24 protein-coding genes are annotated in these 23,401 nt (G+C 59.2%); 8 read left to right on the top strand and 16 right to left on the bottom strand.

All coding sequences use genetic code 11. The annotated features are described in order from the left end of the window. Window positions 1-13: 13 nt before the first annotated feature. From QMM04_RS04750 to QMM04_RS04730, 5 genes are read right to left on the bottom strand one after another with little or no spacing between them, the layout of a single operon-like run. Entirely contained in the window at window positions 14-514 is a 501-nt protein-coding gene (locus QMM04_RS04750; protein ID WP_058758191.1) for a YbaK/EbsC family protein, read from the bottom strand. Between the two features lie 26 nt (window positions 515-540). Continuing rightward, window positions 541-1,341 carry a hypothetical protein gene (locus QMM04_RS04745; protein ID WP_059010256.1) on the bottom strand — a complete coding sequence of 267 codons (801 nt, stop codon included), beginning with the start codon at window positions 1,339-1,341 and terminating at the stop codon, window positions 541-543. Window positions 1,342-1,345: 4 nt separating this feature from the next. Next, on the bottom strand, window positions 1,346-2,056 hold the full coding sequence (locus QMM04_RS04740) for a class II glutamine amidotransferase (RefSeq protein WP_031279597.1): 711 nt from the start codon (window positions 2,054-2,056) through the stop codon (window positions 1,346-1,348). After that, window positions 2,044-3,321, bottom strand: coding sequence for an ATP-grasp domain-containing protein (locus QMM04_RS04735; protein ID WP_058758188.1), 1,278 nt, complete (start codon window positions 3,319-3,321; stop codon window positions 2,044-2,046). The genes QMM04_RS04740 and QMM04_RS04735 overlap by 13 nt, the downstream gene beginning before the upstream one ends. Before the next feature lie 17 nt (window positions 3,322-3,338). Then, window positions 3,339-4,805 (bottom strand): hypothetical protein, encoded by a 1,467-nt coding sequence (locus QMM04_RS04730; RefSeq protein WP_021506897.1) that lies wholly within the window; start codon window positions 4,803-4,805, stop codon window positions 3,339-3,341. A 171-nt stretch (window positions 4,806-4,976) separates the two neighbouring features. Between QMM04_RS04730 and QMM04_RS04725 the strand changes: the two genes are divergently transcribed. Further along, window positions 4,977-6,422 carry a PLP-dependent aminotransferase family protein gene (locus tag QMM04_RS04725; RefSeq protein WP_058775612.1) on the top strand — a complete coding sequence of 482 codons (1,446 nt, stop codon included), beginning with the start codon at window positions 4,977-4,979 and terminating at the stop codon, window positions 6,420-6,422. Here the strand turns inward: QMM04_RS04725 and QMM04_RS04720 are convergent. The 9 genes from QMM04_RS04720 to QMM04_RS04680 all read right to left on the bottom strand — a co-directional run bounded on the left by QMM04_RS04720 (window position 6,419) and on the right by QMM04_RS04680 (window position 15,643). Then, window positions 6,419-7,666 (bottom strand): valine--pyruvate transaminase, encoded by a 1,248-nt coding sequence (locus tag QMM04_RS04720; protein WP_282995730.1) that lies wholly within the window; start codon window positions 7,664-7,666, stop codon window positions 6,419-6,421. The genes QMM04_RS04725 and QMM04_RS04720 overlap by 4 nt on opposite strands. An 80-nt stretch (window positions 7,667-7,746) precedes the next feature. Next, window positions 7,747-8,721, bottom strand: coding sequence for a glyoxylate/hydroxypyruvate reductase GhrB (gene ghrB, locus QMM04_RS04715; protein WP_282995729.1), 975 nt, complete (start codon window positions 8,719-8,721; stop codon window positions 7,747-7,749). Window positions 8,722-8,787: 66 nt separating this feature from the next. Beyond that, on the bottom strand, window positions 8,788-10,071 hold the full coding sequence (locus QMM04_RS04710) for an MFS transporter (RefSeq protein ID WP_021506893.1): 1,284 nt from the start codon (window positions 10,069-10,071) through the stop codon (window positions 8,788-8,790). A 128-nt stretch (window positions 10,072-10,199) separates the two neighbouring features. Further along, window positions 10,200-11,147: a sugar kinase gene (locus QMM04_RS04705; RefSeq protein WP_058758183.1), complete on the bottom strand. Its 948-nt coding sequence runs from the start codon at window positions 11,145-11,147 to the stop codon at window positions 10,200-10,202. Between the two features lie 10 nt (window positions 11,148-11,157). Further along, window positions 11,158-11,907 (bottom strand): sugar phosphate isomerase/epimerase, encoded by a 750-nt coding sequence (locus tag QMM04_RS04700; RefSeq protein WP_282995728.1) that lies wholly within the window; start codon window positions 11,905-11,907, stop codon window positions 11,158-11,160. Between the two features lie 158 nt (window positions 11,908-12,065). Further along, a complete protein-coding gene (locus tag QMM04_RS04695; RefSeq protein WP_058770743.1) occupies window positions 12,066-13,091 on the bottom strand; it encodes a LacI family DNA-binding transcriptional regulator in 1,026 nt (341 codons plus the stop codon). 58 nt (window positions 13,092-13,149) lie between these two features. Continuing rightward, entirely contained in the window at window positions 13,150-14,154 is a 1,005-nt protein-coding gene (locus QMM04_RS04690) for a LacI family DNA-binding transcriptional regulator (RefSeq protein ID WP_282995727.1), read from the bottom strand. 156 nt (window positions 14,155-14,310) lie between these two features. Beyond that, window positions 14,311-14,973 (bottom strand): OmpA family lipoprotein, encoded by a 663-nt coding sequence (locus tag QMM04_RS04685; RefSeq protein WP_282995726.1) that lies wholly within the window; start codon window positions 14,971-14,973, stop codon window positions 14,311-14,313. Window positions 14,974-15,082: 109 nt separating this feature from the next. Then, complete coding sequence (locus QMM04_RS04680; RefSeq protein ID WP_058781878.1) at window positions 15,083-15,643, bottom strand: DNA-3-methyladenine glycosylase I; 561 nt, start codon at window positions 15,641-15,643, stop codon at window positions 15,083-15,085. A gap of 187 nt (window positions 15,644-15,830) precedes the next feature. Here QMM04_RS04680 and QMM04_RS04675 point away from each other — a divergent pair, with 187 nt between their 5' ends. From QMM04_RS04675 to QMM04_RS04650, 6 genes are all read left to right on the top strand, one after another. Further along, on the top strand, window positions 15,831-16,520 hold the full coding sequence (locus QMM04_RS04675; RefSeq protein WP_058775605.1) for an autotransporter domain-containing protein: 690 nt from the start codon (window positions 15,831-15,833) through the stop codon (window positions 16,518-16,520). Window positions 16,521-16,598: 78 nt separating this feature from the next. Beyond that, window positions 16,599-17,276, top strand: coding sequence for a hypothetical protein (locus QMM04_RS04670; RefSeq protein WP_249217987.1), 678 nt, complete (start codon window positions 16,599-16,601; stop codon window positions 17,274-17,276). A 101-nt stretch (window positions 17,277-17,377) separates the two neighbouring features. Then, window positions 17,378-17,914 (top strand): primosomal protein DnaT, encoded by a 537-nt coding sequence (gene dnaT / locus QMM04_RS04665; protein ID WP_021506884.1) that lies wholly within the window; start codon window positions 17,378-17,380, stop codon window positions 17,912-17,914. Continuing rightward, window positions 17,914-18,654, top strand: a complete 741-nt coding sequence (dnaC, locus tag QMM04_RS04660; RefSeq protein ID WP_021506883.1) for a DNA replication protein DnaC — start codon at window positions 17,914-17,916, stop codon at window positions 18,652-18,654. Before dnaT ends, dnaC begins: the two co-directional genes overlap by 1 nt. Before the next feature lie 99 nt (window positions 18,655-18,753). Then, the gene (locus tag QMM04_RS04655) at window positions 18,754-19,884 is read left to right on the top strand and encodes an ROK family protein (protein WP_282995725.1); all 1,131 of its coding nucleotides are present in this window, start codon (window positions 18,754-18,756) and stop codon (window positions 19,882-19,884) included. Window positions 19,885-19,963: 79 nt separating this feature from the next. Beyond that, window positions 19,964-20,956, top strand: coding sequence for a LacI family DNA-binding transcriptional regulator (locus QMM04_RS04650; RefSeq protein WP_282995724.1), 993 nt, complete (start codon window positions 19,964-19,966; stop codon window positions 20,954-20,956). A gap of 48 nt (window positions 20,957-21,004) precedes the next feature. On the opposite strand, the gene QMM04_RS04645 is transcribed toward QMM04_RS04650, so the two are convergent. Then, complete coding sequence (locus tag QMM04_RS04645) at window positions 21,005-21,988, bottom strand: acyltransferase (RefSeq protein ID WP_282995735.1); 984 nt, start codon at window positions 21,986-21,988, stop codon at window positions 21,005-21,007. Between QMM04_RS04645 and QMM04_RS04640 the strand changes: the two genes are divergently transcribed. Continuing rightward, window positions 21,932-22,261, top strand: a complete 330-nt coding sequence (locus tag QMM04_RS04640) for a hypothetical protein (RefSeq protein ID WP_166712405.1) — start codon at window positions 21,932-21,934, stop codon at window positions 22,259-22,261. The genes QMM04_RS04645 and QMM04_RS04640 overlap by 57 nt on opposite strands. 26 nt (window positions 22,262-22,287) lie before the next feature. Here the strand turns inward: QMM04_RS04640 and QMM04_RS04635 are convergent. Continuing rightward, window positions 22,288-23,401: EpsG family protein (locus QMM04_RS04635; RefSeq protein WP_282995723.1), on the bottom strand; the 1,114-nt coding region annotated here is incomplete at its 5' end.

Genomic DNA, 23,401 nt, shown 5'->3' with positions numbered 1-23,401 from the left:
CTCAGCGCGGCAATCAGGCGGTTGCCGTCACCGGTGTGGCGATCTCTGCACCGCAGTCGTCGCCGATCAGTCGAAAATAATCATCCACATCCAAAGCTACCGAGCGGTCCAGCGCACCGGCGTTAAACCACAGCGTCCCGACATCACGCAGGCGCGTATCCACGCGCAGCGCCAGTCGGTCATCAAAACTAAACGGCGGCACCGCGCCCATCACACACTGCGTCAGCGCTTGTGCCTGCTCAGGAGTGGCAAACGTCGACTTCTTACCGCCAATGGCACGCGCGGCGTGCTTGAAGTTGATTTTGCAGTCGCCGGGTACGATCGCCAGCAGATAGCGCGGCGCGGCGCCGTCCGGCATGGTGACTTCCAGCACCATCGCTTTGGCCGCCTGCTGGAGATCGTTTCCGCGGATGGCGCTGATTACCTCGGTCTGGCCGATGGCCTCATGCTCCACCACGCGGTAGCGGGCCTGCTGCGCATCCAGCAGCGCAATCACTTTGTCATAGGTTGTCATACTGTCTTCCTCGTCTAAGGCCGGGATTAACTCCAGGCAATGGCGTGCTTCATTTTTTTGTCGGTCAGGCCAAAGAAAAAGCCCATGGTGATGCGCGTGTCGCCCTCAACGCGATCGATTTCATGATAAAACGCGGGATTAAACAGATAGATATCGCCACTGCGCGGCGCGAACTCGCAGGTCTCGCTGCCGGCGATGACGCCGCTCTGGTAGCCCAGCTCGCCGGGCGTTTTAAAGCGCTCGTCTTCCGGCTGCCATTTCTTATTGAAGATGCGCAGCGCGCCGCCGGCGTTGCACTCCTGCAGGCATACGACGCAGCTCAGCTGATGCAGAATGTGCGTCACCGCCAGACCGCTGCCAGCGGCATCGCGCACGATGTTGTCGTTATGCAGCGGATTAGCGACGCCGTCAGCGTGGAAACGCACAATCGAGCCGGCGTAATCACCCAGTGCCGGTTCGGTGGCGGTTTGCAGACTCTCAAGGCGCAGCGCATGCTGCACCCAGTGGTAAATCTGCGCGCGCAGGGCGTGCAGCGAGGCCGGCAGCGCCGGCTGGATGTCGCGCAGTTCGGTGAAATAGTTTTCCGGCGCGGCGGTGTGCTTCGCCAGATACGGGCCGAGCGTGGTCAGCGCGCCGTTTGGATAGTGAGAAACCCGTATCTGCTCGCGGCACTGCTGCAGATCAGTCACCACCGCGTTGCGCACCTCTGGCGTGAGGAAATTGCGCAGCACCAGCAGCGGCACGCGCGCGGTGACGATGTCATCCAGCCAGGTGCTTTCGACGAACATGTTGGGGTTAATGACGCGAATCTGATTGAAAATGGCCATGGGTTCACTCTCCAAAAGGAATTTCATGAAGTTCATGGTTGCTCATACGGTGCCATGCTGACGCCGTGCCCAGTGTTGAAACAGGTTCAGAGGAGATAAAGGTGCTGTTGTTCTGCTGACAACGATGCAGGGTGAAATAGTCAGGGTAAGGCGTGTCATCAGGATGCCATTGCCACGCCCAGGCCTTCTCGCGGGTGACGAAAATGGCGTTTGCCGCGCTGCCACCTGGCGCCACCCGGGCCATTTTTTCGCGCAGATAGTCGCGGGTAAAATCGGCGGGCGTGACGCGGTCGACGATATATTCCAGATATTCAGCGGAATCAAAGCGCGACTGCGCCATGCCCAGCTGCGCATAGACGGTCGGCAAAAAGCCGTTGTGCATCATGTACCACTGGGTGCCGCCGCTGGTGCGCCGCAGCGGATGGGAGAACGCAATGCCCTGGTTTTTGCTGAGCGTGGCGTGACGCACGTGCACCGCCAGAAAGCGGCTGTGCTGCATGCGCGTGACGTCAATGCCTGGCAGTGCTTCGGCAAAGGTGCCGGTGCCATGCAGCGTACGGATCTGACCGTGCTCCAGCCACAGACAGCCCCAGCCGTTGGGATGTTGTTTAATCGGGCCATCGTGCGCGGCGGTTTCACCGCAGCTCATGGCGCGTGCGGCGTCCAGTACCGCAGCGGCGTCAAACTGGCCGTGTGCCAGAATCATTCTGCACATAGTAAATCTCTCCGTGAGGTCAAAGCGGGAACAGCAAGAAGGGCGTGAAACACTGCCAGAATTTCGTCGCGGCTGGCGGCAGGCAGACGCAGCGTGGCGAGAATCCCGGCGTGGCGCGTCAGATCGGCGTACAGCGATGAGCGCGGTGAGACCTCCAGCGCCGGTAAGTTGAGCGGTGGCAACAGCTGGCCGCGCTGGTGGTCGGCAATCCAGCGCTCGGCGGCGTCATACTGCAGCCGCTGGCGCAACCGCAGCCGGCCGACGGCCTGTGACGGTGAAGCGAAGTGCAGTTCAGGCAGGCCGCGTCCGGCTTCAACCTGAAAGGCCACCTCGGCCCAGTTGATGCCGGTGACCTCTTCCACCAGGTTCACCACGCCCATGCCGGACAGGCGAAAGCCCATTTCGAGAAAGTGCGGCTCGCCGTTCACCATAATGAAATCAATGTGGAAAGCGCCGCGCCGGTAGCCGAAGGTTTCACAGCAGAAGCTCATCAGGCTGGTGAAGGCGGCGGGCAGTTGCTGCGCCGCCATCGCCACATGGCCGGATTCGTAAAAGCTGATACAGCCGTCGGCCTCGGTATGCTGCTCAATCACCTTCTGGCAGCAGGTCAGCGCCACCGCGTGTCCATTCTCCACCACGCCCTGCAGCGAATATTCGTCGCCGGCCAGCCAGCTTTCGACGATAAAGCCGGTAAAGCCGCGTCCGCCATAGTTCATGGTGTCGAGCAGCCGGGCAATCACCGCATCCAGCTGGCTGGCCTCTTCCACCAGCCAGATGCCCAGTCCGCCGCCGCCGTCGACCGGTTTGATCACGCAGGGGTAAAGCAGCGCATCCCGCGCATCGCCAATGCTGAGCGGTGAGGCAAAGAAGCGAAACTCCGGTTGCGGAAAACGCGGCCAGGCTTTGCGCAGCGCCATGCGCTGTGCGTATTTATCCGGCGGGATGAAGCCCGGACCGGCATCCGGGCCGGCCAGCAGTTCACGCACCCGGCCAGCGCTGGCGTTGTAGGCCTCAAAACCGGCCAGCACTACCTGTGGATGCTCCAGCAGACCGGCGTGCAGACAGGCATTGAGGACATCCCACGGATTTTCCGGGCGATCGAGACGCACAATCAGATCGAACGGCAGGGCGATGCTGAGCGATTGATAGTCGACAAAATCCCCCATTTCGGCCAGTACGGTAAAATAGCCTTCGCGTTTTGCCACCGCGCAGTAGGGATTTTGCCCGTCGCGCGTGGCGCCAATCTGCAGAAAAATCTTTCTCATCGCGTCGCCTTACCGGGTTAACGCCCGGAAATCACTTCAGTAACGATGTCCTGTAACGCACCGTTGTTAACCTGAATCACCGCTTTGTGCGGGTCGAAACGCAACACGCGCGACAGCGCATCGCCGCGTGCGCCGTCCAGCAGCGAACTCACCGCCGCGCTGCGCCAGCAGTGCCGCATCTGCGCCACGCTGAGGCCAGACAGCTGCGTGAGCTGCTGCGCCAGCGCCACATCCTCGCTCTCTCCGCTCAGCAAGGCGCGCACCGCGGCTTCCTCCGGCGCGGCCGGCAGCTGCAGCAGCCAGGCTTTCAGCTGCTGGCCGCCGGCGATAAACGGTGAATAGATCATGCATACCAGCTGGGTTTCACTGAGGCCGAAAGCGTCGAGTGCGAACTGCGCGGCGCGCTGGCGTGCGCGGGCAATCGCGGCATCATCCTGATAGCGCGCGGCCATCTCATCGATCAGCTGCGGCGGAAAGTCCTTCTGCACCATCAGGCCGAGCGCAAAGCGCACATATTCGCGAATGCCTTCGGCGTAGCTGCGCTGCAACAGCGTCTCCGCACGCAGACCGCGAATATGTGCCATTAACGTCGGGTTGCCGCAGTCCGACTCGGAGAAGCTGAACATCAGCTCATCGAAGCGGAAATGCATGAATTCGGTCAGCAGCGCCCAGTGCGCGCCAGCCTCATAAGCGGTGTCCTGATAGATGTTGAAGAACAGCGGGTCGCGCGCCAGCTGCCAGGTAATGCGATGTGCCGGCGTGACCTGGTCAGCGCCGTAAATGTCGGCGAAGTAGCGCGCCGCCACGCCGTCCAGCGTGTGGAGAAAGCCGCTGAAGCCGCGCGACTTATCGGCCATCGGCGCATCAAACAGTTTTGACAGGTGGCGCGCCCACGCAAGGTAAGCGGTCTGCTCCTGCGGCGAATCGCCGGTGATGATCACATCGACGCCGCCATCGTAGTGCGCCGCAAGGCCAAACGAATTCACCATACTCAGGTTGCAGGCGTTGCAGAAGGTGGAGCGCGCGTCGGCACGGAAGCGGTGACCATTCATCAGCACATCGTCGCGGTTCTGCTGGCGCACGCTCTGCGGCATCGGCAAATGGCGATCGAAGGGACGAATCTGCAGCCCGTCGGTCACCAGGCACTCGGTGAACGCGTCGTCATGGATACGCAGCGCACGATAGACGCGGTCGATGTTTTCCATCACGCTGTCGTTCATGGCGGCATGGCGGTTAGTGCTGATGCGCAGCTGAAACGTGCTGTTGCGCTGTTGCCAGATTAACCCCTGAATGTAACGTACGTAGGCCACCATATAGCTGCTGTCTTTGCCGCCGCCATAGGCCAGCAGCACGCGGTTACGTTCGGGATGGTCGGGATCGGGCAGGGCGGCGAGCAGTCGCTGAGCACAGTGCTGGGCGGAATCGAGAATCGCGGGCGTCAGGTATTCTTCAATTTCACTCATCATCGCGGACAGATTATTCATTTTTCACTTCATCCTTTGGCTAATAAAATCGCCGCTGCCGTGCGGGCGACAACGGGCTGGAAAACGGGCCACGAAGGTGCTGCGTGAAGCTGAATTAACAGATGCAGCCTAAAGTACTTTGAATGTAATCTGATGAATACGCACAGATCAGCACGATATGGGGTGGAACAGATGGCGGGTGAAACGCAGGAACAGGAGAGTCAGAGCAGTCGTTACCGTCAGATCGCTGAGCAGATAAAACAGGCCATTCACAGCGGATCGCTACCGCCCGACAGCCGTTTGCCGTCGGTGCGCACGCTGGCGACGCAGTATCGCGTCAGCATGACCACTGCGCTGAAAACATTACGCACGCTGGAGGATGAGCACTACGCGGTGGCGCGGCCGAAGTCCGGCTTTTTTGTCGCACCGCGTCCCACAGAGAAAAAAGTGCCGGCGGTATTCAGCGAGCAGCCGCGCGAAGTGGCACCGCTGGATGAGCAAACCGAACTGCACCTGGCGATGCTGGGATCGGACTGCCGCGTGCGGCTCGATCTGGCCAACGGCGACATCTCGCTCTATCCGGTGAAAAAAATTGGCCTGCTGATGCGGCAGATGGGTTACAGCAAACCGGCGCTGCTCGGTAATACGGTGAAAGGCACCGGCTATGCGCCGCTCAAGGCGGAAATTGCCCGGCGCGCGGTGGATTATGGCTGCAATATCAGCGCCGATGACATCCTGGTCACTAACGGCTGCATTGAGGCGATTTCGCTGGCGCTGCGCGCCACCACGCGGCCGGGCGATATCGTGGCGGTAGAGTCGCCATGCTACTTCGTGCTGCTACAGATGTTGCACAACCTCAACCTGCGCGTCATTGAAGTGGAAGCCGGGCCGGAGGGTTACGTTAACGTCGCGAAACTCACCGGGCTGTTCCGGCGTAAAGCGGTGCAGGCCTATCTCACCATCAACAACATCAATAATCCGCTGGGCAAAAGCATTCCCAACGAGCATAAGGCGTATATCGCGCGCCAGGCCGATGAGAATGATGTGGTGATCATTGAGGACGATATCTTTGGCGATACGGCTTTCGGTGAGCGCCGGCCGTTTCCGATGCGCGCCTTCAGCCCCAATGCCATCCTGTGCAGCGGCTTCTCCAAAACTGTGGCGCCCGGCATCCGTATTGGCTGGGTGCACAGCACCAAGTACATGCGCAAAATCGCCTCGCTGAAGTACACCACCAGCATGGGCACGTCGGTGCTGTCGCAGGCGGCGATTGCCGAACTGCTGCGCAGCGGCGGTTACGATGCGCACCTGCGCAAGCTGCGGCGCGAGCTGAAAAATCAGATTCACCATATGCGACAGGCGGTGCTGCGCTACTTCCCGGCGGGCACGCGTGTGTCGGATCCGGAGGGCGGTTACGTGCTGTGGGTGGAGATGCCGCAGCAGGCGCTGAACGTGCGCGCGCTGTTTCTCAAGGCGCGCAACGCGGGCATCGGCATCGCGCCTGGGCACATCTTCGCCACCGATCACCGCTACGATCACTGCTTCCGGCTCAACGCCGGTTTTGGCTGGAATGCCGAAGTCGAACAGGCGATTCAGCAGCTGGCGCAGTGGTGCCAGCTGTCGTTAAGCGCGGATTAAGCGTTCCAGGCGTTATCCAGCTCTTCCGCCAGAATCTGTACCGCACGCTCAATCTTGTCGCTGTCCGGTACGTAATTCATGCGCATGCACTGATGGGTGTGCGTCCAGGCCTGTTCCAGCCCCGGGAAGAAGAAGTGGCCCGGCACCATCAGCACGCCGCGCGCTTTCAGGCGCTGATACAGCGCTTCGGTGCTGATTGGCAGGTCGCGGAACCACAGCCACAGGAATATAGCGCCCTCCGGTTTGTGGATCAGGCAGCGATCTTCGCTGATATAGCGGCGAATAATCGCGATAGTTTCGCTAACCTTGGCCTGATAGAACGGTTTAATCACTTCCTGCGACAGGCGCAGCAGATCGCCACGCACAATCATCTCGGTGGCAATCGCCGGACCGATGCTGCCTGGCGCCAGGCTGATAATGCCGTTCATGTTACCAGTGGCACTGATCGTGCTCTCATCGGCAACGATAATCCCGCAACGTGCGCCCGGCAGGCCCAGCTTCGACAGACTCATGCACAGAATGGTGTTGGGGTTCCACAGCGGACGTGCCTCACTGAAGATGATGCCGGGGAACGGCACGCCGTAGGCGTTATCGATTAGCAGCGGGACGCCGTGCTGCTGTGCCAGCGCATCCAGCTGCAGCAGTTCGTCATCGGCGATGACGTTGCCGGTTGGATTGGTCGGACGCGACACGCAAATCAGGCCAGTCTCATCATTCAGCGGCAGATGGTCGAAATCGACGTGGTATTTGAACTGGCCTTCCGGCAGCAGTTCAATATTGGGTTTGGCGGAGATGAACAGATCCTCCTCCAGCCCGGCATCGGCATAGCCGAGGTATTCCGGCGCCAGCGGGAACAGCACGCGCTTTTTGCTGCCGTCGGCGCGGCGGCCGGCGAACAGATTAAACAGGTAAAAGAATGCGCTCTGGCTGCCGTTGGTGAGCGCGATATTTTGTGGCGTCACCGGCCAGCCGAGCTCCTCGCGCAGCAGCGTGGCCAGCGCCTCCAGCAGCAGCGCTTTGCCGCGCGGGCCGTCGTAGTTGCACAGCGCTTCGTTCAGCTTGCCGTCCTGATGCATCTGCAGCAGCAGCTGACTGAAATAATCATTGATGGCCGGAATCTGCGCCGGATTACCGCCGCCCAGCATGATCGTGCCAGGCGTGCGCAGCCCTTCGCCCATATCTTCCATCAGACGAGAGATGCCGGAATGTTGCGTAAATTTGTCGCCGAACTGAGAAAAAGCCATAGGAGGTAAAAACATTGTTATCAGGGGGAAGACCACCATAGCGCCCGCAACCGGCAGGCGCAATGGCTAAAGCCGTGGGATCAAGCCTGGACCTGCGGGTTAACGCAGTTTTTCTCCACTTTACCGCTCAATGCGGCGATCAGATTGTCGACCGCATCGCGCGCCATGCCGTAGCGCGTTTCATGCGTGGCGGAGCCGATGTGCGGCAGCGCGACCACGTTCGGCAGCGTGAGGATTTCCGCATCGGCCGGCACCGGCTCGACTTCAAACACATCCAGCCCGGCGGCGTGAATAGTGCCGTCTTTCAGTGCGGCGGTCAGCGCCTGCTCATCGACCACCGGACCGCGTCCGGCGTTGATCAGAATCGCGGTCGGCTTCATCAGTTTCAGCTGTTCCGCACCGATCATATGGTGCGTCTGCTCGGTCAGCGGCAGGCTGATGCAGACAAAATCGCTCTCTTTCAGCAGCGTTTCCAGATCGCAGGCGCGCGCGCCAAAGCGGGTTTCTGCCTCTTCATGCTGGCGGCGGGCGTTGTACAGAATGTTCATGCCGAAGCCAAAGTGCGCGCGCTGCGCCAGTGCCAGACCAATGCGGCCCATGCCGAGAATGCCCAGCGTCTTGTGGTGTACGTCGATACCGAAGTGCTCAGCGTCAATACTCTTTTTCCACTCACCGGCTTTGACCCACTTATCCAGTTCGGCGACGCGACGCGCGGTGCTCAGCACCAGCGCCATCATGGTATCGGCCACGGTTTCGGTCAGTACGGTGGGCGTGTGCATCAGCAGAACGTTGCGCTGGTTGAGCGCATCAACGTCAAAGTTGTCATAGCCGACGGAGACGGTAGAACAGGCACGCAGTGCCGGCATGCTGGCCAGCAGCTCATCATTCACTTTGCCACCGGAGCCCAGCAGACCCTGCGCTGCGGCGAACTGCGCCGCATGCTGTTTCACCGTCTCCGGCGAGACATCTTTCACTTCCGTCACGCTGAAGTGCTGGTCCAGCTTGGCACGCAGGTCATCGGGCAGGCTCTTATACAGAATCACAGCAGGTTTCATTATTTGCTCCCTGTAGAACGTGTGACGGGCGACCTGAGTCGCCCGGAAAAGTCATCGCTTACGCTTTCAGGCGTGCTTCGCCCCGTGAATCGGCGGCGGCGTTTTGTTGGCCGCCGGTTTAACAATCAGCGTCAGCCACACCGACGCCAGTAGCGCAGCACCCATAAAGACATAGGAGGCGGCAGGACTGCCGGTCGCCCCATTAAGATAGCCTACGATCCATGAACCGATGAAGGAACCCAGTGCGCCCATACTGTTAATCAGCGCCATGGCACCGCCGGAAACATTGCGCGGCAGCATCTCCGGAATGATGGCGAAGAACGGGCCATACGGGGCGTACATCGCACCACCGGCAATCACCAGCAGCGCATACGACAGCCAGAAGTTGCTGGAGCCCACCATCCACGAGCCGAGGAACGCCAGTGCGCCAATCAGCAGCAGCGGCCAGACAAACAGCTTACGGTTTTGCGTCTTGTCCGACGCCCACGACACCACCAGCATGGCGATGGTCGCCACCAGATACGGTACCGCCGACAGCCAGCCCGCTTCGACCATGCCCATTTGCGTGCCGTTACGCAGAATCGACGGCAGCCACAGCACGAAACCGTACACGCCGATGCTCCAGGCAAAATATTGCAGGCACAGCAGGATAACGTTGCGGTTGCGGAAGGCTTCGCTGTAGTTGCGCACCGCTTTAATGTTCTCCTGCTCCTTCTGCAGCTGCGCCTGCAGCGCCGCTTTCTCTTCGTCGCTCATCCATTTGGCCTGGGCCGGTTTATCCTGCACCATAAACCACCAGGCAATTGCCCAGATCACCGCCGGGAAGCCCTCGATGATGAACATCTCGCGCCAGCCAAAGGAGTTAATCAGGTAGCCGGACACCACCGACATCCACAGCACCGTCACCGGGTTGCCGAGGATCAGGAAGGTATTCGCACGGGAGCGCTCGGATTTGGTAAACCAGTTGCTGATGTAAATCAGCATCGCCGGCATCACCGCCGCTTCCACCACGCCGAGGACAAAGCGGATGGCGGCCAGCATCGGAATATTGCTGACGATACCGGTCAGCGAGGCGCAGCCGCCCCACAGAATCAGACACCAGAAAATCAGTTTTTTTACGCTGCGGCGCTCGGCATAGACCGCGCCGGGGATCTGAAAGAAGAAGTAGCCAAGGAAGAACAGGGCACCGAGCAGCGATGACATGCCTTTGGTGATACCGAGATCCTCATTTATCCCTGCGGCAGAGGCGAAGCTAAAGTTCGCCCGGTCCAGATACGCCAGACTGTAGGTGATAAACACGATGGGCATGATATACCACCAGCGTTTTGGCGCGATTGTCTGCGATTTCATGGGTGACTCCTCTGGTTGAGGCGGGCGCATTCTGTGGATGCGTCTCGAAATTAGGGTGTAGAGACAGTTTTTTTCGGTGCGCATGAATGCGCACCCTACGTTGGGTCGCCATTGATGGCGACCTGGTTTTAATAATCGCCGAGCGCTGCGCGCGTCGGCAGACCTTCGCTGTCGCCGGCAACCTGAATCGCCAGCGAACCAATTTTGTTACCGCGCAGAATCGCCTGCGGCAGCGATTTCCCTTCCAGCAGCGCGCTGATCAGCCCGACCGCAAAGCCATCGCCCGCGCCGACGGTATCCACCACATTCTCCACGTGGATCGGCGCAATCTGGCCCTGTTCGCCCGCGGCGGTTTTATACCAGGCGCCGTCGCTGCCGGTTTTGATCACCACCGCCCGCACGCCTTTATCGAGGTAGAAATCCGCGATCGCTTCAGGCTGACGGTAGCCGGTCAGAATCAGCCCCTCTTTTTCACCTGGCAGCACCCAGTCGGCGTATTCTGCCAGCAAATTCAGCTGCTTACGCATCTCTTCTTCACTGCGCCACAGCACCGGACGCAGATTAGGATCAAAGGAGATGGTTTTGCCGCGGGCGCGCATCTCTTTCGCCGCATGTTTAGCCAGCGCCAGTGAGCTATCGGAAAGCGCGGCGGCCACGCCGCTCAGATGCAGATGGCGCGCGCTGCCGAAATAGCTTTCGTCGAAATCATCCGGTGACAGGTGGCTGGCGGCGGAGCCTTTACGAAAATACTCCACTTCCGGATCGGAGCCGTCGTCCACGCGCGCTTTGAGCTGAAAACCGGTGCGATAGCGGTTATCAATGGTCACGCAGCGGTGGTCGACATGCTCTTTCGCCAGCTGCTGCAGGGTAAAACGGCCGAAGCTGTCGTCGCCGACGCGGCTGACCCAGCCCACCTGCAAACCGAGGCGCGCCAGACCAATCGCCACATTAAGTTCGGCACCGGCAATGCGCTTCGTGAACTGATCGGCTGCGGCGAGATCGCCGGTTTGCCCGGCGATAAACATCGCCATCGCTTCACCAATGGTGACGACATCCAGCTGAGAGGTGTGTGTCATGCTCAACTCCTTACACCGCGCGCAGCAGATCGACGTAGTGGCGGGTCACCGCCACTAAATCTGCGCCGGCTAATGGGAACTCAATACCGCGCGGTGCATCGGCCGGCAGCGCCTGCAGCAGCGTGCGCCAGCTGTCGTCGGCGTCATCCAGCGCAATGGCGCGGAAGCTGTCACCGTGCGGCACCGCCGCCTTAACATGAATGTAGCTCACGTAGCGACTGAGCTGCGCTGCTGCCTGCAGGGCGTCTTCGCCGGTCCAGCGCCAGTTGCCCATGTCGAAGGTCATATCCAGCGGCAGCGCGGCATCGCAGGCGTGATGGAAGAAGTGCAGCATTGGCGTCAGCTTACTGTCCGGCGTCTGATCGTTTTCGATGACCAGCGTGACGCGCGAGCCGGCCAGCACCTCAACCAGCTGGCGATCTGCCAGCGAGACATAGTGACCCAATGCCAGCTTGAGGCGCTGAGCGCCCAGCAGCTCAGCTTCCTGCAGGAACTGCGCCAGACGTGGATTGAGCGCACCGTCCGCCTGCCACAGCGCTTCCGGCACTGAATAGCTGACGCTGAGCTGATGCTGACGCAGTGCGTCGCCGAGCGTATGCAGCTGGCACAATTCGTCGTCGCTGAACAGCTCGCGGCGGATCTCGACGCCATCGGCACCGGCCGCTTTAATCAGCGGTAGCAGCGCTGCCTGGCCGCCCAGTTCTGCCACCTTGTGCGCGCCGTAGGCGGCCGTGACCACAATAATTTCCGCTTTCGACATCTTTCCTCCAGCCTGTCTCGCTGTGCTGCCCGCCGCACCGTTATGCGCCGGACAGCACGTTAATGTGCTGTAAAAAGCTTAATGGAACCGGTTCCAAAGGAAAGTAGCAGAGTGCGGAATTATGATCCTGCTCACGAAGTGAGCCGTGAAAAGCGGAATTAGCGCAGCGGCTGGCTGGAGCCGCGCACAATCAGTTCACCGGAGAAAACCTGCTCGCGAATCGGCTGTTCGCTGCCTTCGATACGCGCGATCACCTGCTCCAGCGCGGCATAGCCGATCTGCCAGGTGGGCTGCTTCAGCGTGGTGATGCCGACGCCGGCCAGCGCCGCCCACTCCAGTTCGTCGAAGCCCAGCAGGCCAATGCTCTCGCCCCAGCGCAGCGTCAGGCGCTGTAACGCCCGCGCCACCTGTAACGTCAGCGCACCGTTGGCCGCCATCACCGCGCAGCGTTTGCCCGGATGGCGCTGATGAAACGCCTGCAGCACCTGTTCCAGCTGTGCCGGCTGATGCAACACCACTTCGGCATTCTCTGCCACCACCTGTGGCGCGCTGCTGATGGTGTCAAAGAAGGCGGCGAGACGTTCGCGGCGGGTATTGACGCTGCCGAGCGGCTCACTGAGAAACAGCAGCGCTTCGTAGCCGTTATCCAGCAGATGCCGGGTGGCGATGCGGGCGGCCTCCGGGTTGTTGAGCCCGACCACGTCGCAGGCGAAGTCGGGAATTTTGCGGTCAATCAGCACCATCGGCAGCATCGACTGCTGCAGACGGTTGAGCACCTCTTCGTGCATCCCGACCGCATTCACCACAATGCCTTCCACCTGATAGCTGCTGAGCAGCTGCAGGTAGTGCTGTTCGAGGTCAACTTCGTTGTTGGTGTTACACATCAGCAGCGTGAAGCCGCGCGCGCGGCAGGCGGCTTCAATGCCGCTCAGTACATCCACCGAGTATGGATTGGTGATATCGGCAATGATCAGGCCTATCAGCCGGGTGCGGCCGCGTTTGAGTCCGCGCGCCATCTGGCTGGGGCGGTAGTTGAGGTCGGCAATCGCCTGTTCGATACGGGCTTTCAGATCCGGCGAAAGCAGATGAACTTCGCCATTCAGATAGCGGGAAACGCTGGTTTTACCGGTTTTTGCCGTGCGGGCAACGTCACTGATTGTGGCTCGTGGCGGCCTGGTTTTCATCACATACACCTGATTAATTGCATCAGGCGAAGACTATCACAGCGCGGCACCCGCGCAATCACTGTGCGTCAGAAGTGAGGCGCAGCATTGGCTGCCACAGCGTCTGTAACTGCGCGGGCGGCGCGCCTTCCAGCAGCTGCAGCACCATTTCGGCGACGCGTTCGCCAATCCGCTGCTGTGATGATTGCAGAATCGCGTTGACCGGTTGCGTGATAATCGAGTCGTGCGGCAGACCATCGTACACGTACAGGGGAATTGCCTGCGCGCCGCTCAGACGCCCGGCCTGCTGCAGGGCAATCGCTGCGCCTTCGCCGAGCGGGCTGCAGTCGGTGATGATGGCGTCAGGCTGGATAACGTGCGCCAGCCAGGCACAGGTTTGCTGATAGCCCGCGCGGCGCGAGGGCGGCAGCGCGGCCATCCAGCCAGCCTGCTGCGCGCATGGCGTGGCGGGCAGCGCGTCGATAAACCCCTGCCGGCGGTCAAGAATGTAGGTGCTGGGCTCGTTACCACCGAGATAAGCGATGCGCGTATAGCCCTGCTGCTGGCAGTGCTGCGCCGCCAGTAGCGTTCCGGCATGGTTATCATAATCAAACCAGGCGTAAGGCTGCGGCAGCTGACTGCGCCCCAGCGTAAGAAAGCGAAAACCCTTCTGCTGCAGGCGCTGCAATCGCACATCCTGCGGCGTGGTATGGGTGACAATCAGCGCGTCCAGCATGCCGCTGCGCAGCATGCGCAGCAAATTGCGCTGCTGATCCTGCGGTTTGTCGGGGAGCAACAGCAGATCGATCTCGTGCAGGGCAAGGTGCTGATCGAGCGTCAGCAGCATTTCACTGTAGTAGCTGTCGTTGAGTGAGGCATTGCTGACCGGAAACACCAGCCCGACCGCATTGGCACGGCCGGTCTTCAGGCGACGCGCGGCGGCATTCGGGCGATAACCGCGCCGGTCGGCTTCCTCTTCGATGCGTTTGCGGGTAGCAGCGGCGACATCATCAAACCCATTCAGCGCGCGGCTCACGGTGGTCACAGAGAGGCCAAGGGCGGAGGCGATAGCTTTGAGTGACATGATGGCATTCCACTGATCAAATTTTGATCACGCTAGCATAAACTCATCGCTGGCTCTATCGTCCGGCGACGTTTACGCTTATCTGCTGCTTTGCGCGTCAATAAGCGCGTAAAAACACGTCAAAAGCCGGCCTGCAGCGGCAGACCGGCCTGTGCCTTAGCCCAGCGGACTCAGGGTAATTTCGACGCGACGGTTTTGTGCTTTACCGGCTTCGGTGCTGTTGCTGGCGACCGGGTTATCCGGGCCCATGCCCTGGGTGCGCAGGCGGTTCTGCGCCACGCCCTGCACGATCAGCGCGCTGGCGACGCTTTCTGCACGCTGCTGCGACAGGCGCATGTTCAGCGCGCGCGTGCCGGTGCTGTCGGTAAAGCCGACCACATTGAAGGCGGTTTTCGGATACTCTTTCAGCACCATCGCCACGCCGGTCAGCGTATTTGCGCCGGCCGGTTTCAGGTTGGCGCTGCTCGAGTCAAAGGTCACGTTGTTCGGCATGTTCAGCACGATGTTATCGCCCTGACGCGTTACGCTGACGCCGGTGCCGCGCATCTTGTCGCGCAGTTTGGCTTCCTGCACATCCATGTAATAGCCGACGCCGCCGCCCAGTGCCGCACCGGACGCTGCGCCAATGAGCGCACCTTTACCGCGATCTTTCTTCGACGAAGAGAGCACGCCCACGCCAGCGCCCAGCACCGCGCCCAGACCCGCGCCGATGCCCGATTTCCCGGCCTGCGATTCGCCGGTATAAGGATTGGTGGTACAACCCGACAGCGCCACGCTGCCGCTCATTAACAAGGCCAGCGCCAGTACACGCTTTTTCATGAAAAAGTCCCTCATACGGAAACGGGGAAAATGCCCCAAAACGGCACTATTATGCCGTTCAATGATGGGGAAATTCGTGAGGCGCAGTCTTAATTTGTAAACTTTTGCCTTAAAGATTATCGGGATGGCAGAAACAGCTGGTTTGATGATCGTTTATCAGCCCGCAGGCCTGTAAAAAAGAGTGGCAGGTTGTAGGCCCGACGAATTTAAAACCACGCTTCTTAAGCGCTTTAGACAGCGCAATGGCCGGTTCGGAGGTGGTGGGCGCCAGTTTATAATCCGCATAACGGTGCAAAATCGGCTGGTTATCGACAAATGACCAGATAAAGCGGGAAAAGTCTTCGCCGGTGGCCTCCAGCGCCAGCAGCGCTTTGGCATTATTGATGATGGCTTCCAGCTTGCCGCGATGGCGGATCAAACCGCTGTTCTGCAGCAGGCGCAGCAGATCGGCCTCATCCATCAGCGCCACCGCCTGCGGATCAAAATCATGAAACGCCTGGCGGTAGTTCTCGCGCTTTTTCAGCACGGTGATCCATGACAGGCCAGCCTGTTGCCCCTCCAGACACAGCATCTCAAATAAGGCGCGCTTATCGGTCTGCGGCACGCCCCATTCCGTGTCGTGGTACGCCAGATAAAGCGCATCCTGTGTTACCCAGCCACATCGCTGCATTGCATCACTCCCTAAGCATGAGGAAAAAGCGGTCAGTCGCTTGACGTTTGAAAGAATCGATTAATAGTTAATCAATGGGTGCCGATAATAACGCCATGGACGTTCGCGCTGCAACCGGGTGAACGCTTCAGGATCATCATCAATTTCAAGGCCAACCCGATCCCTTCCGGCTCGTCAGGAGTCTTTCATGTGGCAGAACAGTCAGCGGACCGGCCAGCGTCTCCTTGCGCTGGCCTTTAGCGGTGGGTGGCTACTGGTGGCGGCCCTGCCGGCGCACGCCTGGGATCAGGCCAGCGAGAGCAGCGCGCCGGATTACAATGCGATACTTGCCGAAAAAATTTCCAGTAATCATCTGATGCTGACAGAAAACCGCGACAGCGATCTGCTTGATGCCGCGCTCAATCCGCCCGGCGGCGGCATGGCGCTGCATAGCGAAACGGCCAGCGTCGGCAACTCGCCGCTGGTGAACCGCTACTCGGCAGGCTGGAACCTGCCAATGAATGACCGCCTGCGCACCGGTCCGGTGGCGCAGTTTGCCGTCGATGATTCCACTCTCAGCTGCGCCGCCTGCGCGCCGGTTGATCGTAATAACGCCGAACACATCGCTTCACTGGGCTGGCGCGTGGATTCCAGTTTTGGCTGGATATCGCCGTGGGCACAGGTGAGTTACAGCCATCAGCTCAGCTTCGACGGCACGGCCGCGCCACGCGATCGGCCGGAAGAGATGAATCGGGAAACGAACTGGATGGATGTCAGCGTCGGTGCCCGTCTGCCGCTCGGCCAGAACATGGCGGCGTTCGCCTCCTTCGCCCAGACCGGCGCGGTTAGCAGCGGCGAACAGTTCATTTACAACCTCGGCGTCAGCGCCAGCTTCTGAAGCGGCATGAAATGAGAAGTGGTGCCAGCCAGCGGAAATATAATAAGCGCGCTAATTATTTTCTGATTTGGTATCACAATGCGCGAAAACATTATTCTTATTAGCCGCGAACTGGCGGCCTTTATCATCAGTGGATTGGTGCTGGTCTTTTGTATGGCGATGGTCTACATCGACGTCAACTGGATGAACGATGCACTGCACGAAACCTCTTTCACCGAAGCGACACAGGAGCTGATGCTGGCGGCCATTGCCGCACTGTTCTTCTTCGCCGCCTGGCAGCGACCGCAGCAGCGCAGCGCGCTGATTCTGGTCGGTGGCTTCTTCAGCTGCATGCTGATTCGTGAAATGGATTTTCTGTTCGACGTGGTGCAACACGGCGCATGGCTGTGGTTTGCGCTGGCAACGACCGCGGCCTCGCTGGCGATGGCGCTGCGTCAGCCGCGGCAAATCCTGCCGGGCCTGGCGGCACTGCTGCAGCATCGCAGCTGGCAAATGATGGCCGCCGGGCTGCTGGCGGTGCTGGTGTTCTCGCGGCTGTTTGGCATGCATGAGCTGTGGCAGCAACTGATGCTGGATGGCTATAACCGCGTGGTAAAGAACATGGCGGAAGAGGGCAGCGAGCTGTTTGGCTACAGCCTGTGTCTGGTGGCATCGCTGCGCTATCTGTGGCAAACCCGCCCGGCGCTGGCAGCAGCACGCGCCAGCCGTCGCGTGGTCAGCATTGAGGCGGCTGAAGCGCACTTCGCCTCGCGCTAAATCCGCGCGGTTTTATGGCGATCCCCGGTGCTAAAACAGGTACACTGACCGCTTAGCACCGGGTCGCCGGTGCACCGGATGAGTCAACGTCAGGTTTCTTCATGTCAGTCAAAATCTTATCTTCAACGCTGGTGGGGCTGGACGGCTTTTGCCACGATCCCCTCACCACGCTGCAGCAGGCCGATAACGGCACGCTGGCGGTGCTGCACAACAATGTTCCGGCGTTTTACGCGATCACGCCGCAGCGCCTCGCGCACCTGCTGGCGCTGGAAGCGGCGGCGCAGCAGCCGAATGATGTCACGCTGGACGACAGCCTGTTTCACAGCGACGCCGCGCCGATCGCCGTGCCGGTGGGCAAGTTCGCCATGTATCCGGGCTGGCAGCCGGACAGCGACTTCCAGCGCCAGGCGGCGATTTGGGGCGTGGCGCTGAGCGAGCCGGTGACCGCCGCAGAGCTGGCGGCTTTTGTCGCTTACTGGCAGGCAGAGGGCCGGCTGTTTCACCATGTACAGTGGCAGCAGAAACTGGCGCGCAGCGTGCAGATGAACCGTGCCGCCAACGGCGGTCAGCCAAAGCGCGATATCACCCAGATCAGCAATACTGATTATGATATTCCCGATGGATTCCGAGGTGAGTAATGAAAACGCCGAACGATCTTTTCAGTCGCCTGAAAAAAATCATGCCCGCGGATGTGCAGCCAAAGTTTAAAAACGGCGCCGAGCTGCTGGCGTGGAATCAGGAGCAGGGCCGGCTGCGCTCAGAAGCGATTGTGCGCGAAAACCGCGCCATGAAGATGCAGCGCATCATGGGCCGCTCCGGCATTCGTGAGTTGCACATGAACTGCTCGTTCGACAACTACCGCGTCGAAAATGACGGCCAGCGCAAGGCGCTCAGTCTGGCGCGTGAATACGCCGCCGGCTTTGAGAACAGCATCGCCAGCTTCGTGTTTTCTGGTCGTCCCGGCACCGGCAAAAACCATCTGGCGGCGGCGATTGGTAACGATCTGATTCTGCGCGGTAAAAGCGTGCTGATTGTCACGGTGGCCGATCTGATGTCGAGCATGAAAGGCACCTTCAGCGGCGGCAGCGACCTGACCGAAGAGCGGCTGCTGCAGGATCTCAGCCATGTCGATCTGCTGGTGATCGATGAGATCGGCATGCAGAGCGAATCGCGCTACGAGAAAGTGATCATCAATCAGATTGTTGATCGCCGTTCGTCGTCAAAGCGGCCGACCGGCATGCTCTCCAACCTCGATCCGGCCGGCATGAATACGCTGCTTGGCGAACGGGTGATGGATCGCATGCGCCTCGGTAATAGCCTGTGGGTGCGTTTTGACTGGGAAAGTTACCGCAGCCGCGTGCGCGGCGACGAGTACTGATACGCGGTAGAAGCGGTAAAAACCCGGTTTTACCGGCGATTAACCGCCGGTGCGGGCTGCTAAACTTACACCTATTACTCTTTGTCAGGTGAGGGTGCGATGAAAGCAGCCGGGAAAGGACCAGCGGTACTTCGACTGAACAACCTCAAGCGGGTGATGACGCAGCTGCGTACCACCCGCATCACTTCCCGCCAGGATCTGGCGCTGGCGCTCGACCTGAGCAAAAACACCGTTTCCCTGATTATCGATGACCTGCTGGCGCAGGGGCTGATTCACGAGCTCGGCCCGGTTAGCGTGGCGGCGGCCGGCCGGCCCAAAATTGAGATCGAACTGCGCGCCGGCCAGCTGAAAAGCGCGGGCATCATGGTGGAGCGCCAGGCGATTCACTGGCGCGTGTGCGACTACTTTTCGCGCGTGGTGGCCGAGCAAACCTGGCGCACCGAAACGGCCGATGCCGACGGGCTGCTGCACGAGCTGACGGAAGTGTGTCAGACGCTGCGCGCGGCGCATCCGGCGCTGCTGGGCGTGGCCATCGGTTTTCCCGGCATCATTGATTCTCAGCGCGGGCGGGTGCACTTTTCTGCGCCGCTCGGCTGGCAGGATGTCGATGTGCTGACGCCGCTGCGGCGCGGCGTTGAGCTGCCGCTGCGCATCATGAATAACGTCAAAGCGGCCGCGCTGCTGGCGGTGCAGCAGCTGGAGCTCAATAAAGCGCAAAGCCACTTCTATCTGCGCATCGCCGACGGCGTGGGCGGCGCGCTGGTGGAGCGCGGCGAGGTGTTCAGCGGCAGCAGCTGGACCGCCGGTGAGATTGGCCATCTGAGCGTGCAGCCCAACGGCGCGCGCTGCAGCTGCGGGCGACAGGGTTGTCTGGAGACGCTGGTGAGCCTGCCGGCGATCCAGCAGCAGCTGGCCCGGCGTAAGCCCGGCTTACGCTGGCAGTCTGGCGACAGCGAACCGGAGATCGTGTATGAGCTGATGACGCAGACCGGCCGCTATCTCGGCCATGCGCTGAGTCAGGTGATGCAACTGGTCAATCCGGCCAGCATCATCATTGACGGCCCGTGGAATGCGCAACCGGCGTTTGTGCAGGCGGTACAGCAGGCGGCACAGGCCGGCACGCTGGCGTTTACCTTTGCCCATACCGCGCTGCACTTTCTGCCGCAGCGCATCGATCCGGCCAACGGTCTGGCGCTGGCGGTGATTGAGCACTATGAACGACCGGTATGACCGGCGGAGCAGCGTTTCTTTTTTGACTCGCCAGCGGGCATAATACGTTGATTGACAGGCTCTCTTTGCGGACCGCGCAATGAAAACGCAGCGCATCACTCTGGACGATATTGCGACTCTCGCAGGGGTCACCAAGATGACGGTGAGCCGCTATCTGCGCACGCCGGAAAAGGTGAAGGCGGAAACGGCGGCGAAAATCGCCAGCGTCATGGCCGAAATCGGCTACGTCGCCGAACAGGAAAACACCGCAGCGTCGCGGCACAATCCGCCGCGCATCGGCGTACTGATCCCCTCATTCAATAATCAAATCTTTGCCGATCTGCTGGCCGGTATCGAATCGGTCACCAGCGCCCACGGCTATCAGACGCTGGTGGTCAACTACGACTACAATCCGCAGCGCGAAGAAGAGCAGATTGCCACGGTGCTGGCTTTTAACGTGCAGGGATTGATCCTGACCGAGTCGGTGCACACCGTGCGTGCGGAAAAGTATATCAACGCGGCCACTATTCCGGTCGCCGAAGTGATGGGACTAAGCGAGACGCGCGGGCGCATTAACGTCGGCTTTGATAATTACCGTGCCGGCTACGACATGACCGCGATGCTGCTGGCCAGCGGTAAACAGCGGGTGATTTATTTTGGCTCGATGTCCGACCGCCGTGACCAGCAGCGCTATGCCGGCTATTGCGATGCCGTGGCGGCGGCCGGATTGCCGGCCGGACGCATCGTACCGAACAAAGTCTCTTCGGTGTCAATTGGCACCGGCATGATGACGCTGGCGCGCCAGCTCTATCCGCAGATGGATGCCATTCTCTGTACCAACGATGATCTGGCGGTCGGCGTGCTGCAGGAGTGTCAGGCGGCAGGCATTGCAGTGCCGCAGGCGCTGGCGATTGCCGGATTCCACGGACTGGAGATTGGTCAGGCGACAACGCCGCGGCTGGCCAGTGTGATTACCCCGCGCTTCGAGATGGGCAAAGTGGCAACGGAAATTGTGCTGAAGAAGATTAACCAGCAGCCCACCATTGAACAGGTGGATTTGCATTATCAGCTGTCGATGGGCGCCACCATTTGATCGGTGGCGCTCTGGTGCAGGCGCGGCGTGCGCCTGCATGATTAACGCTTAGTCGCGTGCAGCGGTGGGCGGCACAATCGACGGCTGAGCGTGATGGGTGCGCTTCAGGAAACGGCTCTCCAGCAAATTCCACGAGGTGTAAGCCAGCGCCAGCGTCATCACAATCGTCAGCCCCAGGCCAGCAAACGCGTTGGCATCGAACACACCGAAATGCTGCAGCACCTGAATAATCGGCCAGTGATAGAGGTACATGCCGTAAGAGAGATCGCCGTACTGGCTGATTTTAATCTCTTTACACAGGCTGGTGCAGAACAGAATCACTACCGCCGAAAACGCCACCGGCTCAACGATAAACGCGTAATCCGTGCTCTTGAACAGCAGGAACACCACCAGCGACACAATGGTGATCTCTTTCAGGCGGTCAAAGGTTGGCTGATGCACCGCCAGCAGGCTGCCAAAGAAGAAGTAGGACGACAGCGCAATAAACTGCTTGGCCAGCGTATCGGCTTTCGGCCCGCTGTACAGCGCGGTGAAGTAGAAGTACCAGGCGCAGGAGATAATAAAAATCACGCTCCACACTTTCAGCGGGCTTCGTTTCAGCAACGGCACGATAAAGGGCAGCAACACGTAGAGCGTCAGCTCGGCTTTGATGGTCCACAGTGAACCATCCAGCGGCTGATTGGGGTTGTTGGTAAACACGCCCGGCAGCGACGGCTGAATAAAGTTAAGAAACGAGAAGTTGGCGACCAGATATTTAAGGGTTTCTTTATTTTTCAGGAAATCCATCAGCGGCAGGGTGGTAAGACACATGCCAATCACAAAGCACAGAATGATGACAAATATATAAGCCGGCAAGATACGTTGCGCACGCTTAATAAAATAGGACGTGAGTGATTTGCTTCTTAAGTAACTTTTTGCAATAAGAAAACCACTTATTGCGAAAAATCCTTTGACGGCAAAATCACTATTGAGAAAATGCGCCAGGAAACGGATATCGGCGTTTCTCGTCACCTCAGCGGAATGCACCAGCATTACGATAAAGGCGAGGGAAAGTCGTACGATGTCAAAATTGTTTTTTTCGTTCATGTCAGCATTCTTTCATTGAGTGACGACGTGCCAGGAAAAGCCATGAAAGACTTTGCATGGTTGCTTCGGAATATTCTTATCACAGGTGTTCTGCGTGAGCAGATGCAATCTATTAGAATTTTAATCCACATAAAAAGCAAGCAATGTTCAGGACCAGTAAAATATTCGGATTTTCCCTGGATGACGATGAGAAAGGGCTTATTAATGAAAAAACGCTAACCAGTTGGCTAGCGTTATTTCTGGACCTAACGGAACAGCTGGAAAGTGCGTGACACCTCATAGCCGACAATCGACTGCTTGCTCGATACGGTGTTGTAGTAGAGATAGTACAGCACCATCAGAATGGTGACAGCCACGGCAAGCACCTTCTTCAGCTTTCTGGTTTCCCAGATACACAGCGAAATAAGCACCGGCTCAACCTGCAGCAAATAGTTCGCCAGACGACCACCAGAAGCGTAATCCTGTAGCGCCATCCTCAGGCCACTGCCGATGGCAAAAGTGATCACCAGAATGTAATAGGTATTAAACTTTTCCGGGTCGAAATTTTTAATTTTATCGCTCAGCAACATGTAGCTGAAGATAAAGACGAAGCCGATATTCTTCAGGTTCGACAGGGTCAGAATACCCTGTTCCTGGCGAGAATCGGCATCGGCATAGCCCATGGCCCTGTCGCCCAGCGCACCGAGGTGGCTGGAGAGCGCGGCGATCAGCGCTGAACTGCCGAGAAACGCCAGCGGCAGGCTGGCGACCACGATAGCAATCGGGATGTATTTGTTTTTACGCACAATCATCGCCAGCGGAATCAGCAGCGCGACAATCGCGGTGGCGTGGCTGATAAACGACAGGATGAAGGTGGTGATCATGCCAGACTTGCTGCGCCGCGACATGTGCCAGACGAAACCCATTAAAAACGCCGAACATAAACCGAAGCGAATCTGGTTCATGTCTTTGTTGATAAACAGGTGCGCAGAGTAGACGGCGAGGGCCACCAGCGGCAGCGGTGTCAGCTTACGGAAGTAGTGCGCGTTGACACCAACAGCGATGACCGCGAAGACAAAGATGAAAATGTCCGGATTAGCGGTAAAGATACGTGTCGCGCCGGCAATGGCGTAAATGGCTGGTTCATAACGGAATTCCACGACAGCACGCCAGAAACCTTCGATAATAATTTTATCGATAAACTGGGCATAGAAGTCGCGATACTGGAAGTCATCAAGGCCGGTTCCCAGGCCACGAATACCGCCAAAAGTAAAAAGTACTACAACGGCAACAAAATAAAGCCACGTCCTGATTTGCGCTGTGTTTTCATTTTTACTTAACATGATTTCGACAATAGCGACGAAAGTCAGGCTAAGACTT

Origin of the sequence: Pantoea sp. Pa-EAmG (assembly GCF_030024295.1) — a bacterium.
Lineage (GTDB): Bacteria > Pseudomonadota > Gammaproteobacteria > Enterobacterales > Enterobacteriaceae > Pantoea > Pantoea dispersa.
Note: the sequence above shows the minus strand (reverse complement) of the source record. Positions and strands in the feature narration are given on the sequence as shown.